The organism is Streptomyces griseus (genome assembly GCF_001715295.1).
Classification (GTDB): Bacteria; Actinomycetota; Actinomycetes; order Streptomycetales; family Streptomycetaceae; genus Streptomyces; species Streptomyces griseus_G.
Genome location: NZ_MDKB01000002.1, coordinates 1,995,665 through 2,018,047, shown reverse-complemented (window position 1 = coordinate 2,018,047; position 22,383 = coordinate 1,995,665). Strand labels below are relative to the sequence as shown.

Sequence of the window (22,383 nt, the reverse complement as noted above, 5' to 3'; positions counted from 1 at the left end):
CGAATACCCCGATAACGCAACCGGCCACGCAAGAAGTGACGGCATAGACGCGCAGCATCCGACGAGCGGTTGCAGGAGGTCAGGAGATCATCGTCGGATACGACGACGCCCCCGCTCAAGAGGTGCAGACCTGCCAGTTGCTCACCGAGCGCTCACAGATCCTACAAAACAGGTTCGATCAAATCTCCGGAAATTCACGGGCCACGGTTTCCGCGATCTGCGCGACATTGAGAGCTGCGCCTTTTCGCAGATTATCTCCGCAGATGAACATCTCGACGGCGTTCGGGTCGTCCATCGACTGCCGTACCCGCCCCACCCACGTCGGATCGGTGCCCACCACATCGGACGGTGTGGGGAACTCACCGGCCGCCGGTCTGTCGAAGAGCACCACCCCGGGCGCGGTCGCCAGGACCTCGTGCGCGCGGTCCACCGCCACCTCGTTCTCGAAGCGGGCGTGCACGGACACGGAGTGCGTCGCGACGACGGGTACGTAGACGCAGGTCGCCGTGACCTTCAGGGCGGGCAGGCCCAGGATCTTCCGGCACTCCGCCCGGATCGCCAGTTCCTCGGACGACCAACCGTCCCCGGCGTCCTGGCCGGCCCAGGGCACGACGTTGAGCGCCACGGGCGCGGCGAACGGGCTCCTGTCGCCGCCGTCACCGCCCAGTGCCCGCCGTATGTCCCCGGGACACGTGCCCAGCTCCGTGCCGGCGACCACCGAGAGCTGCTCGCGGAGCGCGGCGACGCCTTCACGGCCCTCGGCACTCACCGCCTGGTAGGAGGAGACGATCAGCTCCCGGAGCCCGAACTCCGCGTGCAGGGCTCCGACCGCGACGATCAGCGACAGCGTGGTGCTGCCCGGGGAAGCGACGATGCCGCGGGGCCTGAGCCGCGCGGCATGGGGGTTGACCTCGGGGACGACCAGGGGCACGTCCTCGTCCAGCCGGAACGCCGCCGAGTCGTCCACGACCACGGCGCCCGCCGCGGCGGCGACCGGCCCCCACTGCGCGGACACCTCGTCCGGCACCAGGAACAGGGCCACGTCCACTCCGTCGAACACGTCCTGTTCGAGCGCGAGGACCTCGGTCTCCTCCCCGCGCACGGCCAGCTTGCCGCCGGCCGCACCCGGGGAGGCGATCAGCCTGACCTCGCCCCAGACGTCCGCGTGCTGCGAGAGGATCTGGAGCATGACGCCGCCGATCGCCCCGGTCGCTCCGACGACCGCGAGCGAAGGGCGGCGCCGCGTCATCGGCCGGTGCCTCCGTAGACGACGGCCTCGTCGGAGTCGCTGTCGAGGCCGAAGGCGGTGTGCACGGCGCGCACGGCCTCGTTGACGTCGTCGACACGGGTGACGACCGAGATGCGGATCTCGGACGTCGAGATCAGCTCGATGTTCACACCGACGTCGGACAGCGCCTCGAAGAAGCCCGCCGTGACACCGGGGTTGGTCTTCATGCCCGCGCCGACCAGGGAGATCTTGGCGATCTGGTCGTCGTAGCGCAGCGACTCGAAGCCGATACCGGCGCGGTTGCGCTCCAGGGCGTCGATCGCCTTGCGCCCCTCCGACTTGGGGAGCGTGAAGGTGATGTCGGTGAGACCGGTCGAGGCGGCGGAGACGTTCTGCACGACCATGTCCATGTTGATCTCGGCGTCCGCGATCGCACGGAAGATGGCGGCGGCCTCGCCCGGCTTGTCGGGCACGCCGACGACCGTGACCTTGGCCTCGGAGACGTCGTGGGCGACTCCGGAGATGATGGCGTGCTCCACCTGCTGGTCCCCTTGCGGCTCGTTGCTGACCCAGGTGCCGCGCAGTCCGGAGAAGGACGAGCGGACGTGGATCGGGATGTTGTATCGGCGTGCGTACTCCACGCAGCGGTGCAGCAGCACCTTGGAGCCGGACGCGGCCAGCTCCAGCATGTCCTCGAAGGAGATCCAGTCGATCTTCCGGGCCTTGCTGACGACCCGGGGGTCGGCGGTGAAGACACCGTCCACGTCGGTGTAGATCTCGCAGACCTCGGCGTCGAGCGCGGCCGCCAGCGCGACGGCGGTGGTGTCGGACCCGCCGCGGCCGAGGGTGGTGATGTTCTTGCCCTCCTGGCTCACGCCCTGGAACCCGGCGACGATGGCGATGTTGCCCTCGTCGATCGAGGTCCGGATGCGGCCGGGCGTCACATCGATGATGCGCGCTTTGTTGTGGACCGAGTCGGTGATGACACCGGCCTGGCTGCCCGTGAACGACTGGGCCTCGTGGCCCAGGTTCTTGATCGCCATGGCCAGCAGCGCCATGGAGATCCGCTCACCCGCGGTCAGCAGCATGTCGAACTCACGCCCGGCAGGCATCGGGGATACCTGCTCGGCAAGATCGATCAGCTCGTCCGTCGTGTCGCCCATCGCTGACACCACGACAACCACCTGGTTGCCGTTCTTCTTGGCATCGACGATTCGCTTGGCGACGCGCTTGATGCCCTCGGCATCGGCTACGGAGGAGCCTCCGTACTTCTGCACGACAAGGCCCACGTGCGCTCCTCGCTCACTGTTGGTGCGGTCGGCTCAGTCTAACGAGCAGCCCGGAATCGACCCGTCTATACCAGATGGTGAGATGTCCCGCCCACCACATGGTCCGGCGTGTCGCTCCGGCCTGCTCGTACCGTGGTGCCTGCCCGGTCCCCCGCCGGGCACTCCCTTTTGTGTCCCAGCCCACAGCGCGGCAGGCCGCGGCGGGCGCCCCGGAGGCCGGACCGGTGGGCCCGCGGGTCAGGCCTTCAGAGGACCGGCCGCAGGCCCAGCGGGCCCGCGATCTCCTCGGCCATCACACGTCCCGCCTCCTCGGCCAGGTCGACGTCTCCGGGGTCCTGGTCCGTGTCCAGGCCGTCGAGCTCCTGGAGGGGCTGGTTGAGCCTGATGTGGGCGATCAGGGACTGGAGGGCGCGCAGCGCCGCCGACGCCGTGGAGCCCCAGTTGGAGAAGTAGGAGAACTGCCACCACCACATGGCTTCCGCCGTGCGGTCCGCCTCGTAGTGGGCCAGGCCGTGGCTCAGGTCCGTGACGAGGTCGGCGAGGTCGTCGGAGATGCGGTGCGGGACCGGGGGCTTGCGGGGCTCGTACGGATCGAAGACCTCGGAGTAGACGTCGATCGGTTCCAGGAGCTCGGCGAAGCGCTCGCGCAGGCCGTCGGCGTCCGGTTCGGCGCCCAGGTCGGGCTCGTAGCGCTCGTCCGGGAGGATGTCCTCGTACGCGCCGAGCCTGCCGCCGGCCAGCAGGAGCTGGGAGACCTGGAGGAGCAGGACGGGTACGGCCTCCTCCGGCTCCTCGGCCTTGGACACCTCGCTGACCGCGACGATGAACGTCTTGATCTGGTCCGCGATCTGGACGGCGAAGTCGTCCGGGTCCTGCGTGACGGAGTTCAGCGTGGCGTCAGACATCGAGGGGACCTCCCGTGGGCACGGTCGCGAACGGTGGGTAGAACATAACGTCGCCGAACATAAAGCGGAGATCAGCTGCCGGGTCCCGCCCCGCCGGACCGCACGCCTCCCGGTCACGCGCCGGGGGCCCGGAAACCCCCCGGCCGCACTCCGTCGGGTCACACATCGAGGAGCCGCCTCCCCTCGAACGCGCGGCCGAGGGTGACCTCGTCCGCGTACTCCAGGTCCCCGCCCACCGGGAGGCCGCTGGCCAGCCGGGTCACCCGCAGGCCCATCGGCTTGACCATGCGCGCGAGGTAGGTCGCGGTGGCCTCGCCCTCCAGATTGGGGTCCGTCGCCAGGATCAGCTCCGTGACGGAGCCGTCCGCGAGGCGGGCCAGCAGTTCCCTGACGCGCAGGTCGTCGGGGCCCACACCCTCGATCGGGCTGATCGCGCCGCCGAGTACGTGGTAGCGGCCCCGGAACTCGCGGGTCCGCTCGATGGCGACGACGTCCTTGGGCTCCTCGACCACGCAGATGACCGTCCGGTCCCGGCGCGCGTCCCGGCAGATCCCGCACTGCTCCTGCTGGGCGACGTTGCCGCAGGTCTCGCAGAAGCGGACCTTGTCCTTGACCTCGAGGAGCGCGTGCGCGAGGCGGCGTACGTCGGTGGGCTCGGCCTGCAGGACGTGGAAGGCGATCCGCTGCGCGCTCTTGGGGCCGACGCCGGGCAGCCTGCCCAGTTCGTCGATGAGCTCCTGAACCACGCCTTCGTACAACGGAACGCCTTTCCTTGTCCCCGCTCGTACCGTAGCGGGTACGAGCGGGTAGCTGTAGGGGTCAGAACGGGAGGCCCGACATGCCGCCCAGCCCCTGGGCGAGCGGGCCCAGCTTCTGCTGCTGGAGCTGCTGGGCGTTCTCGTTGGCCGCCTGGACCGCGGCCACCACGAGGTCGGCGAGCGTCTCGGTGTCCTCCGGGTCCACCGCCTTGGGGTCGATCACGAGGGACCGCAGCTCGCCGGAGCCGGTGACGGTGGCCTTCACCAGGCCACCGCCCGCCTGCCCGTCGACCTCGGTCCTGGCGAGCTCCTCCTGGGCCTCGGCGAGGTCCTGCTGCATCTTCTGGGCCTGCTGGAGCAGCTGCTGCATGTTGGGCTGACCACCACCGGGAATCACGGTCACTCCTGGCACATCGACGACGGATTGTTTCGGTATGCCGAGCCTACGTGGTCGCCGGACGCCACGCTCCACCCGTGGGGACCAACTCTTTCGGGTGAGATCCGGAAAGCGTCTGCCGTGCTCCTATACCTGACCAGAGGCCGTGTGCACGCGGCAATCCCGCGATTCCGACCCCACCGCCCACCATTCGGCGGTAGGAAGAAGGTGCGTAACCGTACGCACACGCCCACCGCAGGTAACGCAGAGTTACGCGGACGGGGCCCGGGTCATATGCCGGTTCCGCCCCGCCCGTGTCCGAGATCCGTGCCGAGCCGCGTCGATACGCGCCGAACGCAGAGTGCAGAGGAGTGCCCCGGTGAGTCAGCCGGAGATGCAGCCCGAGGGGCCGCCCCGCAAGGAGTCCGGCGCGGGATCCGGCGCGGATACCGGAACGGAGCGGTCCGGTTCGCGCTACGGTACGGACCCGCAGGACCTGACCGGTCGCGCCTTCCCGCTCGGCGACTGGGGCGAACCGGCCGAACGGCTCGACGAGCTGTACCGCTGGGTCGAGGAGGGTGCCCTGCGCACCGCCGACTGGTACCTGCGGGACCGTGTCCGCAAGCGGCGCACGGCCCGGCTGCTGCGGCTCGGTACGGCGATCGGCGTGGTCGCCGGGGTGGCCCTCCCGCTGCTCGACCTGACCGGGGACCTCGCCGGGTCGGCCGGCTGGGGCTATCTGGCGCTGCTGCTCGGGGCGGCGTGCATGGCCTGTGACCGGTACTTCGGACTGACCTCCGGCTGGATAAGGAACCTTGCGACGGCGCAGGCCGTGCAGCGGCGCCTCCAGGCGCTCCAGTTCGACTGGGCCTCCGAGTGCGTACGGGAGATGCTCGGGCCGACGGAGGGCACGGCCAGCGAGGCCGCGGAGCGCTGCCTGGGCGTGCTGCGCCGGTTCTCCGAGGACGTCACCGAGCTCGTCCGCATGGAGACCGCCGACTGGATGGTGGAGTTCCGTGCCGGCCCCGCGCCGATGGGGATGCAGTCGCTGGTCTCGGGAGCGGTCGGCGGCCGTCAGGAGCACGGGGCCCATCCCGGCCGGCTCACCATGCCCGCGGTGGCGCGGCCGAACATGCCGCGGCAGCGGCCGCCGGAGCCGCCCCGGTGAGTGGAGCGTGGGCCGGCGGTTCCGCCCGGCGACGAGCCGGGCGGAACCGCCGTCCACCGGCTGCCCGTGACGGGCGGCCCGTGGACGCCCGGTTCGTGACCGTTCGGCCCGCCACCGCACACCGGTGAACCGCACGGCCGGTGGTCCCACGGCCCGTCGCCGCTCGCCGCTCGCCGGTCAGCTGAAGACGATCATCGAGCCCTGGGCGAGGCTGCGGGTGGCGGCCGCGTGCAGGCCCAGCCAGACGTGCCGCTCGCGGGCGAACGGGCTGTCGTCGTACGGCATCGTGTCGGACCGCTCCTCCAACTCGGTCGGACCCGCGGGCGGGTGCGGGGCGGCCGGCGGGTTGGCCGGGTCGATGCCGAGGGCCGGCCCGACGAACTCCAGCTCCCGCAGCAGACCGTGCGAGGAACCCAGCGGTCCGCCGCCCTCCAGCAACCGGTCGGTGGAGAGCGGGACGGGGAAGTCGAGCGGGACGTACGCCCCGGCGTGGTCGTAGTGCCAGACCAGGTGCGACTGCTGGGCGCTCTGCTCGAACATCTCCAGCAACTGCTCGTAGTCCCCGCCCAGCTCGTCCACGGGCGTGACGGCGAGCCCGCTCAGCTGGAGCAGGTAGGCGCGGCGCAGGAGGTGCAGGGCGTCGTAGTCGAATCCGGCGACCGGGGCGACGTCCCCCGTGAGGCCGGGCATGTAGGCGTAGACGGGGACGGGGGGCAGCCCCGCGTCACCCAGCGCCTTGTCGTAGACGGCGATCTCTTCGGCGAACGGGTTGTCGGGGCTGTGGCACAGCACATCGACGAGGGGGACCAGCCACAGGTCACAGGCCACGAAGTCTCGCTCTCCAACGGGTTACGCGGTGGTCGGGACAGCGTAATGCGACCGGGACCCCGCGCACAGGGCGCGGTCGGGACGGCGGGCCGCCGGGCGGGCCGTGACCGGCCGCCGGAGGACTCAGCCACCGTGGCCGGGGTGCGGGGGGTTGCCGGCGGCCAGCCGGTCCGCCCAGTCGAAGCCGTGCGCGGAGTAGGCGTCGAGCACCGCGCGTACCGCGTCGCCGTCGGCGGCCGTGATCGCCTCGACCAGCTCCTGGTGGCCGCTCCACAGCCAGTCCCGCACGTCGGCGTCCCCACGCAGGTACGGAACGGAGAACACCCACGCCTGCACGCGGAGACGGTGCAGGAAGTCGGTGAGGTAGGCGTTTCCGGCCACCGCGCCGAGCTCCCGCCAGAAGCGCAGGTCGTAGCCGATGAGGATGTCGAGGTCGCCGCCGCGCGCCGCGCGGGCGGCCTCCGCGGCCCGGCGGCGCACGGAGACCAGGGCGGCGCGGTGGGCGCCCACCAGCTCGGCCGCCCGGCCCGTCCCGTCGAAGATCCGCCGGAACACACCGTCGATGACCAGGGCACGCGCCTCCACCATCGACCGGTAGTCGGCGACGGTGAACTCGCGGACCCGGAAGCCGCGGTGCTGGTCCGATTCGAGCAGCCCCTGTGCGGAGAGGTCGAAGAGCGCCTCGCGTACGGGGGTCGCGGACACCCCGTACTGCTCGGCGATCTGCTTCACGGTGAATTCCACCCGCGGCCGGAGCCGCCCCGCGAGCACCTCGTCGCGCAGCGCGCCGGCGATCTGCTGCCGCAGCGTGTTGCGGGTCACGCCTCCGCTCGCGCCCATGACGCCCCCTCCCGTTCTCGGCTCGGGCCACCTTAAGCCAGGGGGTGTGCCCGGTTCCGGGCACGGGTGGGGGCGTCGTGCCGGGCCCGTCCCGGGCGACGGCGGCTGCTACACGGTGTGTTCGTCGGCGACCGAGAGTGCCGCGTCCAGGGCGGCCAGGCCCTCCTTGGCCTCCGCCTCGGTGATGTTGCAGGCGGGGACCACATGGGTGCGGTTCATGTTCACGAAGGGCCACAGGCCGTTCTTCCTGCACGCGGCCGTGAAGGCGGCCATCGGGGCGTTGGCCTCGCCGGTCGCGTTGTAGGGGACCAGCGGTTCACGGGTCTCCCGGTCGCGGACCAGTTCCAGCGCCCAGAAGGCGCCGAGGCCCCGGACCTCGCCGACGGACGGGTGGCGCTCGGCGAGCTCCCGCAGCCCGGGACCGAGGACGTGCTCCCCGAGACGGGCGGCGCTCCGGACGATCCCCTCGTCCTCCATCACCCCGATCGTGGCGACGGCGGCGGCACAGGCCAGCGGGTGCCCGGAGTAGGTGAGCCCGCCGGGGTACGGGCGGGTCTCGAAGGTCGCGGCGATCTCGGCGTTGATGGCGACGCCCCCGAGCGGTACGTAGCCGGAGTTGACGCCCTTCGCGAAGGTCATGAGGTCGGGTACGACACCGTGGTGGTCGGCGGCGAACCACTTCCCGGTACGGCCGAAACCGGCCATCACCTCGTCGAGGACGAAGACGATCCCGTACCGGTCGCAGATCTCGCGCACGCCCGCCAGGTAGCCGGGCGGCGGGTTCATGATGCCGGCCGTGCCCGGGACGGTCTCCAGGACGACGGCGGCGACGGTCGACGGCCCCTCGAAGGCGAGGGTGTCCTCCAGGTGCTGGAGTGCGCGGGCGCACTCCTCGGCCTCGGTCGTCGCGTGGAACGGCGAGCGGTAGAGGAACGGCGTCCAGAAGCGGACGACGCCCGCCGAGCCGTTGTCGTTGGCCCAGCGGCGCGGGTCCCCGGTGAGGTTGATCGCGGTGGAGGTGGCGCCGTGGTACGAGCGGTAGGCGGAGAGCACCTTGGTACGTCCGGTGTGCAGCCGGGCCATACGGACGGCGTTCTCGACGGCCTCGGCACCGCCGTTGGTGAAGAAGATCTTGTCCAGGTCGCCCGGGGTGCGCTCGGCGATGAGGCGTGCGGCCTCGGAGCGCGCCTCGACGGCGAACGCGGGGGCGAAGGTGATGAGCCTGCCCGCCTGTTCCTGGACGGCGGCGACGACGGTGGGGTGCTGGTAGCCGATGTTGGTGAAGACGAGACCGCTGGTGAAGTCGAGGTAGCGGTTGCCGTCGTAGTCCCAGAAGTGGGCCCCCTCGGCGCCGGCCACGGCGAGCGGGTCGATCAGGCCCTGGGCGGACCAGGAGTGGAACACGTGCGCGCGGTCGGCGGCCTTCACGGCCGCACCGGCGGCGGGGTCGGCGTACGGGGCATGAGGGGTCATGCGGCGAGCGTAGGCGGTGGTACGGCGGCGCTCCATGGCCACTGTGTATGGCGTGGGGCGCCGGGCTCGGCAGGGTGTCGGGGCCGCGCCCGTGCTCCGGGCCACGGTCGCCGGTCGTCCGCCCCGCCGGGAAGCGGGCGGGCCGGCCGTGCCGGGGGCGGCTCCGCGGCGGACGCGGAGCCGGGCGGCCGGCGGACCCTCGTACGGGTGCGGACGGTTCCGTGCCGCGAGGGAACTGCGTGACACGGGGTGAGCCGGTGGGAGGAGGCCGGTCCGGGAGCTGCCGGCGGACCACCCTGCGGTGCGGGTGCGAGAGCCGGGGCCCGGGACATCCCTCGGCCGCCCGGGCGGAAGGCCGGGGGGCGGTGCCGGTGAGGGGCCGGGCCGCCGAAGCGGCCGTGACAGGACCTACGGGACCGTGCGGCCGTGCGCGGACGCCGTCCGGGGCCCACGGCCCGGCAGCGGAGCGCCCGCGCCGGGGAGGCGGCGCATCGCCCGCTGCGGACGGGCGGTCAGATCAGGCCGACCTGCATGGCGCGGGCCCCGGCCTGGAAGCGGCTACGCGCGTCAAGTGCCTCCATGGCGGAGGCCACGTCGTTGCGTACGGTGCGGACGCTGCACCCCAGCCGCCGGGCGATCGCATCGTCCGTGAGGCCTTCGGACAGGAGGCGCAGCACGATCTCCGAGCGGGGGCGGCGGGTCGGCGCGACGGGCTGCCGCCCCGTCTGCCGTACGGTCGCCCCGCGCTCCCAGAACCGCTCGGCGAGGGCGCTCAGCCGCTCCAGTTCCGCCGGGGACCGTACGACACGGATCGCTCCGTTCTCGTCGACGACCACGGCGACCGCGTTGTCCATGATCACCGCGCGCGGCGGAAGGGTGCCCACCGAGCGCAGCGCGGCGCCCTCCTGGGTCAGCCACTGGGCGTGGGCCATGGCGCCCGGCGCCTTGATCACCGAAGACGCCCACACCGCCCGGAGCTTCGCGCCGCGCCGCAGCGCCATGTCCACGACGGGACGGGAGAACTCGAAGCCGCCCTGACTGTAATGCGGGACGAGGAAGACGACCTCGCGCTCGACCTTGGCGACCAGCCGCTCGATCATGACGGACGCGTCGTGACGGTTCTCGCCCCCCTCGCCGGCGTCCCCGAAACGTTCCGCCTGCTCGTGCAGGGCGATGAACCGGCCGATCCGTACCGGGCAGGGCTGCGGCGAGCGGCCCTCACGCATCCGCGAAGCCAGCAGTGTCGGCAGGGCTATGCACGGCTCGACGGCCCGGTACGCCGTCCCGTCCTCTCCCGAGGCACTCGCGAGACCGTCGGCGCGCAGCGCGTCGAGCACTCTCGTCACCTGGTCCGCCGGCCACGCGAGCGTGTGTGCCAGGTCCCGGGTCCGCCACGCCGCACGCTGGAGAAGCGTGCGGTAGACAAGCTCCGACCGCACATCCAAACCGATCCCCGTATCAGCCACGTCAACCTCTCGGCAGTTGCTTCCTCCGGGCAGAACCGCGCCCCCTTGACGTGGTCAACTTAGGCCGCCTCCAGCACAGTCCGTATGTTCGAGAACCGATTTCGACAGCTTGGTGCCACGGCCACGCGGGTTCCCCTCGCTCACGCCCGGGTAGACGGCACAACCGGTCATGCGCCGAGCGGCGTCCCCACCGCCGTACCCGGGGCGGAGAACCCCGTTCCGGGGAAGGGGAGAAGAACCCCTTGTCGGCGCGGGGGCCGGTGGCCCACGGGGCACGGGCCGGGTGCGGGCCTCCTCGCCGGCTCCGGTCCGGCGTCCCGGACGGCCGGCTCGGGACGGCGCGTACGGGCAGGTGCCCGTCCGGTTCCCGGGTGACGGCATCTGCACGTTGTTGCCAGCGACGCCGCCCCGTCCACATCTGCGGTTTCCTGTACCGGGGCCGGGTGGAGAGGTTTCGCCGGAGCCGCGGACAATGGCCGCCGGCGCCGGGAGAGCGGCACAGCCCACCAGCCGGCAGGCCCGGTCCGACGACTGAACGGCCCGCACCCGCACCCCACATGGACTCCGGTCCGGGAAAGGCTCCCCCCATGCAGCACACAGCGTTCCTGATCTTGATACCCGTCCTCTTCGTGTTCACCCTGGTCGGCCTCTCCATGGGTGCCCGGCGCCTGCTCGGCATCAGGATCGGCACCATACGTGCCGCGCTCGCCGGCACCGTGGGTGTGCTGGCCACGATGCAGATCATCTCGGCCATGGGACCCAGCAGCCATCGACCGGCCATGACGTCGGTGCAGGTGGGCTGCGGAATCCTGGTGACGATGATCTTCCTGGCCGTCTCGGAGGTCATGCTGCCCAGCAGCACGCTGTCCGACCTCGTACGGCTGCCGGGGGTGCTGCGCCGCCGCGTGGTACGCACGCGCCGCTACGCGGAACTCAGCGCCATAGCCATGCGGAACGGCCTCTCCCCCTCGCTGCGCGGCCTCTCCCGGGCCGGCTCCGCCAAGGGGACGGCCGCCGGACGCCGCCACTCCGCGCAGCAGGTGCGGCGGGCCCTGGAGGAGGCGGGCGCGACGTTCGTCAAGCTCGGCCAGATGCTCTCCACCCGGTACGACCTGCTCCCCGCCGAGTACGTCGAGGAGTTCTCCCGCCTTCACCACCAGGCCGCCGCGGAGCCCTGGGACCGGGTACGGGAGTTGCTCACCGAGGAGCTGGGCCGCGAACCGGAGTCCGTGTTCGCCGAGTTCGACAGGGAGCCGCTGGCGGCCGGATCGATGGCCCAGGTGCACCGGGCCCGGCTGGCGGACGGCCAGGAGGTCGCGGTGAAGGTCCAGCGTCCCGGCGCCGGGCAGGTCGTGGAGCGCGATCTGGACATATTGTTCCGGCTCAGCCGCAAGCTGGAGGAGCACACGAGCTGGGCGAGGAGCATGGGCCTCGGTGAGCTGATGAACGGTTTCGCCGTCTCGCTCCACGAGGAGCTGGACTTCCGGACCGAGGCCCGCAACATGGCGGCGATCACCGCCGCGGCCGAGGCGTCGGGATCCGTCTGCGCCATCCGCACACCGCGCGTGTACGACGAGCACAGCAGCAGGCGGGTGCTGACCCTGGAGCGGCTGCACGGCGTGCCCCTCAGTTCCGCCAGGGAGACGATCGCCGAACGCGGTCTGGACGGTACGAAGCTCGCCGAGCAGCTGCTCGACTGCATCCTCGAACAGATCATCCTGGGCGGGGTGTTCCACGCCGACCCGCACCCCGGGAACGTCCTCCTGCTGAGCAGTGGCGAGCTCGGGCTGCTCGACTTCGGTTCGGTGGGCCGGCTGGACCGGAGGATGCGCTCCGCGCTGCAGGACCTGCTGCTCGCCCTGCACCGCAACGATCCCGCGGCGCTCAGCGACGCGCTCCTGGAGGTCGTCGACCGTCCGGAGCAGCTCGACGAGAGGCAGCTGGAGCGGGCGCTGGGGCGGTTCATGGCGCGGTACCTGAGCCCCGGGAGCACCCCGCACCGCGACATGTTCTCCGAGCTGTTCCTGCTCGTCGCCCAGCACGGCCTGACCGTCCCGCCGGAGGTGGCCGCGACCTTCCGTGCCCTGGCCACCGTGGAGGGCACCGTCGAACGGCTCGTGGCGGACTTCGACATCGTCGCGCAGGCGCGTACGTTCGCCGCCGCGCGGGTCCGCGAGCAGCTGAGCTACGAGCGGGTCAAGGAATCACTGATCGAGGAGGCGCTCTCGCTCACCTCGGTGCTGCGCCGGCTGCCGCGGCGGGTGGACAGGATCAGCAGCGCGGTGGAGGGAGGCCGGCTGGGGGTCCGCATACGGCTGCTGGCGGACGAACGGGACCGGCGCTTCGTGCGCGGTCTCGTCCACGACGTGCTGCTGACGTTCCTCGGCGGGGTCATCGCGCTGGTCGGCGCGGTGCTGCTGAGCATCGACGGCAAGCCGACGGTCATCGGGTCCGTCTCGCTGAGCCAGCTGATCGGCTACAACCTGCTGGTGGTCAGCTTCATCCTGGTGCTGCGGGTGGTCTTCTCCATCTCCCGGGGCCGGCACTGAGAGGCTACGGGGTGTCCTCCGACCGGAGAGCGGACGTGCGTGGTGCGTGCGGTTCCACGGCGCCGGAGGCGTGCGCGCCGGGGCGTGGCCATCCGGTCGGAGGTCACCCGCCAGGCGCCGGGACGCACATCGGCCGGGAGGCGCGGTGTGCGCCTCCCGGCCGCGGGCGGTCCGGTACGGGTCAGGGGGTGACGCGTCCGTGGGTCACAGCACCTTGAAAGAGCGGTTCGCGATCGGCGCGCACACGGCCACCAGGACGCAGGAGACGCCCACGGTGGTGAGCAGCTCGGTGAGCGAGGCCTGCCCGGCGACCATGCTGCGCATCGCGTCGTTGGCGTACGAGATGGGGTTCGCCTCGGCGACCACCCGCAGCCAGACCGGCATCGACTCCGGGGAGACGAAGGCGTTGGAGGCGAAGAGCAGCGGGAAGGTGCACAGGGTGGTGATCATGCGCAGGACGTCACCGTTGCGCAGGACGGCGGCCAGCGCGATGAAGATCCAGCTCATGGACCAGCCGACGAACAGGCTCAGGAGGATCGAGCCGACGACGCCGAGGATCCCGCCGGGCGGGTTGAACCCGAAGATCAGGGCGGCCAGGACGGCCACGGCGATCAGCTGGTAGAGGGACCGCGCGGCGTCCGCGAGGCTCCGGGCGAGCAGCACGCTGAACCGGGAGATCGGCATCGTGTGGAAGCGCGTGATCACGTCGTTGCGCAGATCGTTGATGAGCCCGTTCCCGGCCTGGGCACCGGCCGCGACCGAGGTGATGATCATGATCGCGGGGGCCAGCCCGGCGATGTACGACAGGTCGCTCCCCTGGGGGGCGACGGTGTCGCCGAGGGCGCGCAGCACACCGCCGAACATCAGCAGCATGACCAGCGGCTCGATGAACGTCACGATGAGCACGCCGGGTTGCAGGTAGGGCCGTACGGAACGGCCCGTGAGGGCGAGGGTCTGGGTCAGCAGGTTGCTGCCGCCCCACTCCTCGGACACGCTCAGAGTCGGCCGGGTGGTCGGGCGGGGTGTGGCTTCGGCGTCGATGACCGTCATCGGGACGCTCCTTCTTCGGTGAGGGGGTTCGGGACGGTCACGCGGGCACCGGCGTCCTGGTGGGCTCGTGGGTGAGCTTCAGGTAGACGTCGTCCAGAGTCGGTTCGGAGAAAGCGAGTTCGGCGATCTCGGTGTGCGCGTCACTCAGGATGCGTACGACGACGGCGAGGTCCGCGGCTGCCGCCACCGGGGCGCTGAGCGCCGTCCCCGACTCCTGCGGCGTCGCCCGGATGCCGGCCGCCTCCAGGGCGCGCACCGCCGCCTCCATGTCGGACCGCGTCGCCAGTGTCACCGTCACCAGGCGCTCACCGACCTCGGCCTTGAGCTCGGCCGGGTTGCCGTCGGCGACCACGCTTCCCGCGGAGAGCACGGTGATCTGCTCGCAGAGACGGTCGGCCTCCTCGAGGTACTGGGTGGTGAGGAGCACGGAGGTGCCGTCCTTGGCGAGCCGCTCGATGGTCTCCCACACACCGATCCGGGCGTTGGGGTCGAGCCCGGTCGTCGGTTCGTCGAGGAAGATGACCCGGGGCCCGCCGACGAGGCTGGCCGCGATGTCCAGGCGCCTGCGCATACCTCCCGAGTACTGGAGCACCGGACGCGTCGCCGCGTCGGTCAGCTCGAAGAGTTCCAGCAGTTCGTTGGCGCGGGCGAGGGCCTGGCGTCGGCTCGCGCCCAGCAGGCGCGCGACCAGAGCGAGGTTCTCCCGCCCGTTGAGCTGCTCGTCGACCGAGGCGAACTGCCCGGTCAGACCGATGCAGCGGCGGACCTCCTCCGCTTCGGCGGTCACGTCGTAGCCGCAGACACGCGCGGTGCCGCCGGTCGGCTCCAGCAGGGTCGACAGGATGTGCACCAGGGTGGTCTTGCCGGCGCCGTTGTGGCCGAGCAGACCGTGGATCGATCCCTCGGGAACCGAGAGGCTGACACCGTTCAGCGCCTTCACGTCACCGAACGACTTCACTACGTCGACTGCCTGAATCATGGGTTTGGCCACGTGCTCGGCCTCCGTTGCTGTTTCCGGTGGCCCGATGGCTGGCCCCGGTTCGGATGTGTGCTCGGAAAAGCCACCGCCGCCGGGTGGCGATCGTAAAACCGTGGAGCGGCCGGAACCGGGGCGCTGCAGGTTGCGGAAACCCGGATGTGCCCGGCACTCCGGGGGTCAGCCGGCCGGGGCCTCGCTGATCCGGGCCGTGCGCGGGCGGGCCATGCGCACGTAGTCGTCGGTGGACAGTGCCATCGACAGGTCGAGCCGGGCGGCGTTGAAGTACAGCACGTCGTGACGGAGCAGGTCCTCGTCGACGATCAGCTCGAGCTCGGGGTGGAAGGAGAAGGGGATGATGGAGCCACTGACCGATCCGGCCAGCCGCTCCGCGGTGTCGCGGGCCGCGAAGCCGGCCTTGCGGCCCCCCGCGAGCTCCGCGATCCTGCCGAGGTCCACGCGCCGGTCACCGGGCACGACGGCCAGGACGTACCGGCAGGTCCGCTTGGTCGGACGGGCCGCGACGACGAGGGACTTGGCGCTCTGCGCGAGGGCGTGCCCGCGCAGCTCGCTGGCGGCCTCGGTACGGCCCTCCGGCGCGTGCGCGATCATCCGGTAGGCGGCGCCGTGCAGATCCGCCAGCTCCCGCAGCCGCAGGTAGGCGGTCCGGCCGTCCGGCACGGCGCCGTCCAGGCCGTCCGGTACCGCGCCGCGCGGTTCGTCCGGTGCGGCGTGCTCCCGGACGGCGGGCGCGGCCGCGCCCGCACGGCCGGGAGGGTGTCCGATCGCCGTCACGTCACACCCGGCCGGGGCTCATATGGTGATGCCGCCGTCGATCTGGAGGACCGATCCGGTGATGTAGCCGGCGCGGTCGCCCGCGAGGAAGGCGACGAGGTCGGCGACCTCCTCGGCCTGGCCGAAGCGGCGCAGCGGAATCTGCTTGGCCGCGTCCTTCTTCACCTTGTCGGTGAGTTCGGCGGTCATGTCGGTCTCGATGAAACCGGGCGCCACCGCGTTGGCACGGATGCCGTAGCGGCCGACCTCCTTGGCGAGCGCCTTGGTGAAGCCGATGATGCCCGCCTTGGACGCGGAGTAGTTCGACTGCGTCGCGTTGCCGTAGACGCCGGCGACGGAGGACACGTTGATGATCGTGCCGGACTTCCGCTTCATCATCTCGAAGATCACCGCGCGGTTCACGTGGTAGACGCCGTCGAGATTGGTGTCCAGGACGCTGTGCCAGTCCTCGTCGGACATCAGCAGCAGCGGGTTGTCGCGGGTGATGCCGGCGGAGCAGACCACCACCTCCACGGCGCCGAGTTCGGCCTCCGTCCTGGCCACCCACTCCTTGACGGACGCGGCGTCGGTGACGTCGACCCGTACCGCCAGGGTGCGCACGCCGAGCTCGCCCGCCTCCTTCTCCAGCGCCAGGGCGGCCTGCTCGTTGGACTGGTAGCAGAAGCTGACGTCGTGGCCCTCGGCGGCGAGCCGCAGGACGACGGCCCGGCCGATGCCGCGCGACCCCCCGCTCACCAGGGCTACGCGGGCTCCGTTGTCGTCTGTCATGACGTGTCTCCTGGCCGGCTGCCGGTCAGCGGGGCGCTGTTCCGGGCGGCGTGTTCGGGGTCGAGTTGTTCTTGCGGGCGGAAGGCCACGGTGACGGAGCCGATGGTCAGCACCGGCCGGTCGCCGGCCCTGCTGACGCCTTCGAGGACCAGCGTGTCGTTCACCGCGCGCTGCAGCCGTACGTGGTGCTCGAGCACGTCGCCGGGGAACACCTGCCGGTGGAACTGCACGTCCCGCAGCGAGCCGAACAGCATGGTCCGGCCGGCGGCGGATCCCTCGTCCGACCGCGTGGCCAGCAGGCCGGCGGTCTGGGTCCAGGACTCGAGCAGCAGGAAGTCCGGGTAGGCGAAGTCCGCCTCCGCGGGCTCCGCCCCGAGCCGTCCGTACCACGGTTCGTTGAGCGTGACCGCCTTGACGGACCGGATCTCGTCGGCGCCGGCCGAGAGGATCCGGTCGACGAGGAGCATCGGGTAGCGGTGGGGCAGCGCGGCGCGTATCCCCGCGGGGCCGATCACGCCGCCGCCTCGCGCCGGTAGTGGAGGCGGGCGGAGGCCGCCGGGCCCCGGCCGGTCGCCACCTTCGCGCTGCAGCGCCAGCCGGCGTCGCGCGCCTCCCAGACGAGCTCGATGTCCAGGACGTCGCCCGGGTGGACGGCGGCCAGGAAGCGGCCGGACTCGACCGCGGCGAGCCGGAGTCCGGCCGCCTCGGGCGGTACGGAGTCCTCCGCGGCGGTGCGCACGCACTCCAGCACGCACACGCCGGGGAGGATCGGGAAGTCCGGGTAGTGTCCGGCGAAGACGGGTTCGTCCGCGCCGATCGCCACCGAGTACCGGGCCGACCACTTCCCCGTACCGGGGTCGTGGGCCGGCTCCCGCACCGTCTCCGGGCGGGCCAGGACCGCGGTGGTCACGGACGCTCCGTCAGCTTGCGCAGCACCTCGTCGTAGGCGCTGTTCAGCGTCCGCACCGTGCGCATCTCCTGCTCGGCGAACTTGATGCCGTACTTGCGTTCGAGTACGACGACGACCTCGAGGGCCATCAGCGAATCGACCCCGAGCGACTCCACGAAGTCCGTGTCGTCCCCCACGTCGGACACGTCGGCGTCGATGGTCTCGGCCAGCAACGTCCGCAGCTCTTCTCGATCGAGCCGGGCCACCGCGTCGATTGTCATGCTCTTCCTTCCGGTTGCGCGCAGATTGTCCGGTCAGTCGGCGAGGAGGCGGAGCACGGCGCAGGCGACGATGCCGTCGTCGTCCACCGAGGAGACGACCGCGAGACTGCCCGCGGGCCTCTCCCCCCGGCCGGCCGTGCTCAGCAGGGAGCCGATCTGGAAGGCGGCGGAGGCCGCGGAGGTGTCTCCGGCACCGTCCAGGGACGGCGCACGGTCCAGGGCGTCCGCGCCGAAACGGGCGGTGAGCGCGCCGCGCTCCTCGTCACCGGCGTGGCCCGCGAGTCCGGAGGCCGACACCGCCCACACGTCCTTCGCCTCGACACCCGCCCGCGTCAGCACTCCGTCGAGGCATGCGTCGAGCACCGCGCGCAGCCCCGTGTCGAAGTACACCCGCGACTCCACGGCCAGTACCTCGGCGAGTGCGTCGCCCTGCCCGACGTCCGACGCGGACTCGAGCATGAACATGGCGCATCCCTCGCCGAGCAGCGCACCGGCCGCGTCCTCGTTCCGCCGGTGGTGGTCCAGCCACGCCCGCGCGTTCGAGAACTCCTCGGCCGCGCCGCACAGTACGGTCTCGGCGCGGCCCGTCCGCAGGAGTCCGGCCGCGTAGCTCAGCGCGGAGAGTCCGGCGACCCGGCCCCCGGCGATCGTGGTGTTCGGGCCCTTGAGCCGGTGCCAGATGGCGCACTGGCCGGCGGCGCAGTTCATCACCGCGTTCGGCATGAGCGAGGGGTCGACGTAAAAGGGGCGGTCACCGACCAGGGAGGCGCGGGTGAAGTCCATCATGCTCTGGGCACTGCCGGTGGTGGTGCCGAGCACCAGGGCGGTCTCCTCGTCGCCGCCCTTGCGCTTGCCCTCGCAGTCCCGCAGCAGGTCCCGGACCGCGGTGACGGCCAGTCCGGTCACCCGGTCCATGGACCGGGTGCCCTTCTTGCCGAGGACGTCGCGGAGTTCGAAGCCGGGGACCAGGCAGGCCCGGTCGTCCGGCGCCGCCCACGCGTCGGGGTCCAGTGCGGACGTGGCGCTCTTCCTGGCCAGCACGCCGGCCGCGAACTCGTCCTTGCCGATGCCGTACGGCGACACCGCGGACCACGCGGTGATCACCGGCCTGCTGAGGGTCGCGGTCGCGCTCGCCGAAAAGGTCATGGTCATTCCGTCCTGCTCAGAGTCCATGGGGCCGATATCTCGTTCAGACCGCGGCCGGCCGGGGAGCCGCCGGGGCGGGCGGCCGCAGTACCAGCGCGGCGCTGCCGTCGTCGTCGTCGCTGCCCGCGACCAGGCACACCGGGCCGCGCGCACCGGCTGCGAAGCCGCCGATCGCCGCCGCGGCCTGCACGAGGCCCAGCGCCCCGGACAGTTCGCCCCAGATCGCGGAGAGGTCGTGGCCCGGCAGTTCGGCGGGCAGCACCTCGGCCGCGGCGCCGGAGGCGAACCAGCCGGTCAGCGGCGCGGGTTCACCGGCGGCGAGCCGTTCGTACCCGGCGGCTGGGCCGGCCACCCGGACATGTCCGCCGATCTCCGCGTGGACCGTGGCCCCGCGGGCCTCCGCGGCCTCGGAGCGTTCCAGCACGAGGGCCGCACCGCCGTCGGCGACCGGTCCGCCGACGAGTTCGCGCACGATCTCGTTGTCGGGCTCCACGCCGATCACGACCGCCTGGTCGGCACGGCCGGAGCGCAGCAGGGCGGCGCCCCAGCGCAGCGCGTCGAGGCCGGAGCCCGGCCCGTTGCACACCATCAGGTTGGGACCGTGCAGCCCGAACCTGATCGCGACCTCGGAGGCGATGATGTTGCTGGAGGCGTTCGGGGTGTCCATCGGGCTCAGCCCGCGGGTGCCCTCGTCGGCGATGGTTCTGGCCACACGGCAGGCCGTGTCCACGTTGCCCAGGTTGGAGCTCACGAGGACCGCCACCCGGTTGCCGTCGACGTTCAGCACTCCGTCGCGCCAGAGCCCCGCGTCGGTCAGCACACGCAGGCCCGCGACGAGTCCGAGCTGGGTCGCGCGGTCCTTGTAGCGCAGGCCCTTCTTCCCGAGGACCGCAGCGGGGTCCACGGAGCCCACGGGGGACACGGCGGCCGCCAGCGCGGCCGCCGTGTCGGCACCGGGCAGGGCGACCCCGACGCCTGTGACAAAGATGCTCATGGTGCCTCGACAATCGCCACGGCGTTGATCCCGCCGAATCCGAACCCGTGTACCTGCGCCAGCGAGACCTGGTGCTCGGCCTCCTGGCCGCGGACCAGCCGGAGGCCTGCGGCCTCCTCGATCGGCTGCTCCAGTCCGATCAGCGGCGGGACCTTGCCCGTCGCCATCACCTGCAGGGCGGTGACCAGGCTCAGCACGCCCGCCGAACCGCTGGTGTGGCCGGTCATCGGCTTGATGCCGGTCACCACCGGTACGCCCGCGTCCGGGCCGAAGACCTCGGCGTACGCGGACGCCTCGACCAGGTCGTTGAGGGGCGTTCCGGTGCCGTGGAGCATCAGCAGGTCGACGTCGGCGGGCTTGGTGCCCGCGTGCGCGTGCGCCTGACGGATCGCCTCGGCGACGTACTTCTGGTCGGGGGCGGTGGGGTGCTTGGCGTCGCAGGTCATCCCGACGCCGCGGAGCATGCCCCACAGCGCGCCGTCCGACGGGGGGAGGTCCTCGCGGCGCAGCACGACGGCGGCCGCGCCGTCGCCCAGGATCGTGCCCTTGCGGTTGACGTCCAGGGTCCGCAGCGCGCCGGGCGGCTCCGGCTGGACGCGGTCGGCCAGGCCGAACATGCTCTCGGTGATCGAGTCGACCCCCGCGACGATCACGGTGTCGGCCTCGCCGAGCGCCAGCATGTCCGCACCCAGGGCCAGGGCGTACAGCGAGGCGGAGCACGCGTTGGAGAAGGTGTGCGTGTCGGGGGTGCCGAACCGTTCGCGCAGGGCGGTGCCGAAGTGGAGCCGCTCGGGGCCGAAGGACACCCCGTCGCGCCACCACAGCTCGGCGGAGCGCAGTTCGCGCAGGCCGGTGCCCACGAGCACCGGGCAGTCCGACAGGTCGTCGCCGAGGCCGGCGTCCCTGGCCGCCTGACCGACGGCGTCGAGCAGGAATCCGGTGGCGCGCAGCGTGCGGTCCACTCCCGGCTCGGGCCGGTCGTCGATCTCGAAGAGCTGCGTGCCGGTGTACAGGTCGTGGTCGAAACCGCGCATCGGCCCGAGACCGCCTTGCCCGGCGCAGAGGTTCCGGAAGATCTCGTCCGCGTCCCGGCCGATGCTCGCGACGGCGCCGATTCCGGTGATGGGCAGCCTCACCGCTCACCGTCCTGGTACTTGCCGAGGATCACGATCGCGTTGTTGCCGCCGAAGGCGAGCCCGTTGTTCTGCACGATGCGCAGGTCCGCCTCGACCGACTCGTTGGGCACGCAGTCGATCTCGCACTCGGGGTCGGTCTCACGGTGGTTGATGGTCGGCGGGATGAAGCCGTGGTACGCGGACAGGGCGCAGGCGATCGCGGCCAGCGCGCTGGCGGCGCCCATGGTGTGGCCGAGCATCGACTTCAGCGACACGGTGCGCGGCGGTGTGTCGCCGAACACGTCGTGGATCGCGCGGGACTCGGTCACGTCGTTGGCCTTGGTCCCGGTGCCGTGGGCGGAGATCAGGTCGACCTCCGACTCCTTCACACCGGCGTTCTCCAGGGCGATCTCCATGCACCGGGCGACGCTCGCCTGGTTGGGGGCGACCTGGTGGTAGGCGTCGCAGTTCATCCCGTAGCCGAGCACCTCGGCGTAGATGCGGGCACCGCGCGCCTGTGCGGAGGCGAGGCTCTCCAGCATCAGCACGCCCGCACCCTCACCGGTCAGGATGCCCTTGCGCTCGGAGTCGAAGGGGCGGCAGACGTCGGGGGCTATGGTGCCGAGCCGGTAGAAACCGGTGAACGTCTTACGGCACATGGCGTCCGCGCCGCCGCAGAGCGCGTAGTCGACCGCGCCGGAGCGGATGGCGTCGAAGCCCTGGCCGATGGCGTAGTTGCCGGCCGAGCAGGCGGTGGCGATGGTCACCGCGTCGACGTTCGACAGCCCCAGTTCCTGGGCCGCGGCGATGGACAGCCGGTTCGGTGAGACCCGGCGGGCGACGGTGGGGTCCATGGCGGCGGGTCCGGAGGCGACCTCCGTCCCGACCAGCTGGTCGAGGTCGTAGGACTCACCGTCGGTGGTGCCGATCGAGATCATGCCGCGCTGGGCGCGCAGCTCCTCGAGGTCGACCCCGGCGGCCTCGACGGCCATGCGGGCGGCGGCGACGGAGAACGTCGTCGCCCGGCCCAGGGTCTCCACGGGCAGGTTGTGGATCCAGCGCTCCGGCTCGGCCCCCGTGATCTCGCACCCGTTGGCGTGGGCGAAACCCTCGGTGTCGAACAGGGTGATCGGCTTGGCGCCGCTGCGGCCCGCACGCAGGCCCTCGGCGAACTCATCGGCTCCGACACCGATGCTGGAGAACACGCCGAACCCGGTCAGCACGACCCGGGACGCCGCGTCGTCACGCATCGCGTCAGAAAGGCTGTCAGACATCTATCTCCCTCGGTACGGCCTGGTTCACCGCGGGGACCCCGCGGGGTCACCACGGGTCGCCACGGAAAGGGGGGCGGGGGGAAGCACCGGACGGTCGGGCCGGGTGGTGTGCCGGGGCGGCGGGGGAGCCGGCGGTACGCCCGCTCCCCCGCGCCCGCCCGCGGCCGGCGGCCCGCCCACCGGTCCCGTACGGCCCTGGCGGGGGTCCGACGACC

Annotated in this window: 22 protein-coding genes; 2 read left to right on the top strand and 20 right to left on the bottom strand. The window is 71.9% G+C overall.

Going from position 1 to position 22,383, the window contains the following annotated elements; all coding sequences use genetic code 11:
• Positions 1 to 178 precede the first annotated feature (178 nt).
• From BA175_RS15570 to BA175_RS15550, 5 genes are all read right to left on the bottom strand, one after another.
• A complete protein-coding gene (locus tag BA175_RS15570) occupies positions 179 to 1,249 on the bottom strand; it encodes an aspartate-semialdehyde dehydrogenase (RefSeq protein WP_069171858.1) in 1,071 nt (356 codons plus the stop codon).
• On the bottom strand, positions 1,246 to 2,517 hold the full coding sequence (locus BA175_RS15565; protein ID WP_069171857.1) for an aspartate kinase: 1,272 nt from the start codon (positions 2,515 to 2,517) through the stop codon (positions 1,246 to 1,248). Before BA175_RS15565 ends, BA175_RS15570 begins: the two co-directional genes overlap by 4 nt.
• 245 nt (positions 2,518 to 2,762) lie before the next feature.
• Positions 2,763 to 3,422, bottom strand: a complete 660-nt coding sequence (locus BA175_RS15560; protein ID WP_069171856.1) for a DUF5063 domain-containing protein — start codon at positions 3,420 to 3,422, stop codon at positions 2,763 to 2,765.
• A gap of 158 nt (positions 3,423 to 3,580) precedes the next feature.
• A complete protein-coding gene (gene recR, locus BA175_RS15555; protein ID WP_069171855.1) occupies positions 3,581 to 4,180 on the bottom strand; it encodes a recombination mediator RecR in 600 nt (199 codons plus the stop codon).
• Between the two features lie 61 nt (positions 4,181 to 4,241).
• Positions 4,242 to 4,577 carry a YbaB/EbfC family nucleoid-associated protein gene (locus BA175_RS15550; protein ID WP_079159583.1) on the bottom strand — a complete coding sequence of 112 codons (336 nt, stop codon included), beginning with the start codon at positions 4,575 to 4,577 and terminating at the stop codon, positions 4,242 to 4,244.
• 358 nt (positions 4,578 to 4,935) lie between these two features.
• On the opposite strand from BA175_RS15550, the gene BA175_RS15545 reads away from it, so the two are divergent.
• Positions 4,936 to 5,724, top strand: coding sequence for an SLATT domain-containing protein (locus BA175_RS15545; RefSeq protein WP_069171853.1), 789 nt, complete (start codon positions 4,936 to 4,938; stop codon positions 5,722 to 5,724).
• Positions 5,725 to 5,901: 177 nt separating this feature from the next.
• Here the strand turns inward: BA175_RS15545 and BA175_RS15540 are convergent, their stop codons facing one another.
• The 4 genes from BA175_RS15540 to BA175_RS15525 form a co-directional block, all read right to left on the bottom strand.
• Positions 5,902 to 6,552 carry a hypothetical protein gene (locus BA175_RS15540; RefSeq protein ID WP_069171852.1) on the bottom strand — a complete coding sequence of 217 codons (651 nt, stop codon included), beginning with the start codon at positions 6,550 to 6,552 and terminating at the stop codon, positions 5,902 to 5,904.
• Between the two features lie 123 nt (positions 6,553 to 6,675).
• Positions 6,676 to 7,392: a GntR family transcriptional regulator gene (locus BA175_RS15535; protein WP_069171851.1), complete on the bottom strand. Its 717-nt coding sequence runs from the start codon at positions 7,390 to 7,392 to the stop codon at positions 6,676 to 6,678.
• A 108-nt stretch (positions 7,393 to 7,500) separates the two neighbouring features.
• Positions 7,501 to 8,865 carry an aspartate aminotransferase family protein gene (locus BA175_RS15530; protein WP_069171850.1) on the bottom strand — a complete coding sequence of 455 codons (1,365 nt, stop codon included), beginning with the start codon at positions 8,863 to 8,865 and terminating at the stop codon, positions 7,501 to 7,503.
• A gap of 512 nt (positions 8,866 to 9,377) precedes the next feature.
• Positions 9,378 to 10,304, bottom strand: a complete 927-nt coding sequence (locus BA175_RS15525; RefSeq protein WP_069171849.1) for a helix-turn-helix transcriptional regulator — start codon at positions 10,302 to 10,304, stop codon at positions 9,378 to 9,380.
• 614 nt (positions 10,305 to 10,918) lie between these two features.
• Here BA175_RS15525 and BA175_RS15520 point away from each other — a divergent pair.
• Positions 10,919 to 12,880 carry an ABC1 kinase family protein gene (locus tag BA175_RS15520; RefSeq protein WP_069171848.1) on the top strand — a complete coding sequence of 654 codons (1,962 nt, stop codon included), beginning with the start codon at positions 10,919 to 10,921 and terminating at the stop codon, positions 12,878 to 12,880.
• Positions 12,881 to 13,084: 204 nt separating this feature from the next.
• Here BA175_RS15520 and BA175_RS15515 read toward each other — a convergent pair whose 3' ends face one another.
• From BA175_RS15515 to BA175_RS15465, 11 genes are all read right to left on the bottom strand, one after another.
• Entirely contained in the window at positions 13,085 to 13,930 is an 846-nt protein-coding gene (locus BA175_RS15515; protein ID WP_079159582.1) for an ABC transporter permease, read from the bottom strand.
• Between the two features lie 37 nt (positions 13,931 to 13,967).
• Positions 13,968 to 14,909, bottom strand: coding sequence for an ATP-binding cassette domain-containing protein (locus tag BA175_RS15510; RefSeq protein ID WP_069171847.1), 942 nt, complete (start codon positions 14,907 to 14,909; stop codon positions 13,968 to 13,970).
• 177 nt (positions 14,910 to 15,086) lie between these two features.
• Positions 15,087 to 15,518, bottom strand: coding sequence for a YbaK/EbsC family protein (locus BA175_RS15505; RefSeq protein ID WP_069172143.1), 432 nt, complete (start codon positions 15,516 to 15,518; stop codon positions 15,087 to 15,089).
• Between the two features lie 201 nt (positions 15,519 to 15,719).
• Positions 15,720 to 16,469, bottom strand: a complete 750-nt coding sequence (fabG, locus tag BA175_RS15500) for a 3-oxoacyl-[acyl-carrier-protein] reductase (RefSeq protein WP_069171846.1) — start codon at positions 16,467 to 16,469, stop codon at positions 15,720 to 15,722.
• Positions 16,466 to 16,984 (bottom strand): 3-hydroxyacyl-ACP dehydratase FabZ family protein, encoded by a 519-nt coding sequence (locus BA175_RS15495; protein WP_079159580.1) that lies wholly within the window; start codon positions 16,982 to 16,984, stop codon positions 16,466 to 16,468. Before BA175_RS15495 ends, fabG begins: the two co-directional genes overlap by 4 nt.
• Positions 16,981 to 17,379: a 3-hydroxyacyl-ACP dehydratase FabZ family protein gene (locus tag BA175_RS15490; RefSeq protein ID WP_069171845.1), complete on the bottom strand. Its 399-nt coding sequence runs from the start codon at positions 17,377 to 17,379 to the stop codon at positions 16,981 to 16,983. Before BA175_RS15490 ends, BA175_RS15495 begins: the two co-directional genes overlap by 4 nt.
• A complete protein-coding gene (locus BA175_RS15485; protein ID WP_069171844.1) occupies positions 17,376 to 17,639 on the bottom strand; it encodes an acyl carrier protein in 264 nt (87 codons plus the stop codon). Before BA175_RS15485 ends, BA175_RS15490 begins: the two co-directional genes overlap by 4 nt.
• Before the next feature lie 33 nt (positions 17,640 to 17,672).
• Positions 17,673 to 18,812 carry a beta-ketoacyl synthase N-terminal-like domain-containing protein gene (locus tag BA175_RS15480; RefSeq protein WP_254667878.1) on the bottom strand — a complete coding sequence of 380 codons (1,140 nt, stop codon included), beginning with the start codon at positions 18,810 to 18,812 and terminating at the stop codon, positions 17,673 to 17,675.
• A gap of 16 nt (positions 18,813 to 18,828) precedes the next feature.
• Positions 18,829 to 19,779, bottom strand: coding sequence for a beta-ketoacyl synthase N-terminal-like domain-containing protein (locus BA175_RS15475; RefSeq protein ID WP_069171843.1), 951 nt, complete (start codon positions 19,777 to 19,779; stop codon positions 18,829 to 18,831).
• The gene (locus BA175_RS15470; RefSeq protein ID WP_069171842.1) at positions 19,776 to 20,915 is read right to left on the bottom strand and encodes a beta-ketoacyl synthase N-terminal-like domain-containing protein; all 1,140 of its coding nucleotides are present in this window, start codon (positions 20,913 to 20,915) and stop codon (positions 19,776 to 19,778) included. The genes BA175_RS15475 and BA175_RS15470 overlap by 4 nt, the downstream gene beginning before the upstream one ends.
• Positions 20,912 to 22,168, bottom strand: a complete 1,257-nt coding sequence (locus BA175_RS15465; protein WP_069171841.1) for a beta-ketoacyl-[acyl-carrier-protein] synthase family protein — start codon at positions 22,166 to 22,168, stop codon at positions 20,912 to 20,914. The genes BA175_RS15470 and BA175_RS15465 overlap by 4 nt, the downstream gene beginning before the upstream one ends.
• Positions 22,169 to 22,383 lie beyond the last annotated feature (215 nt).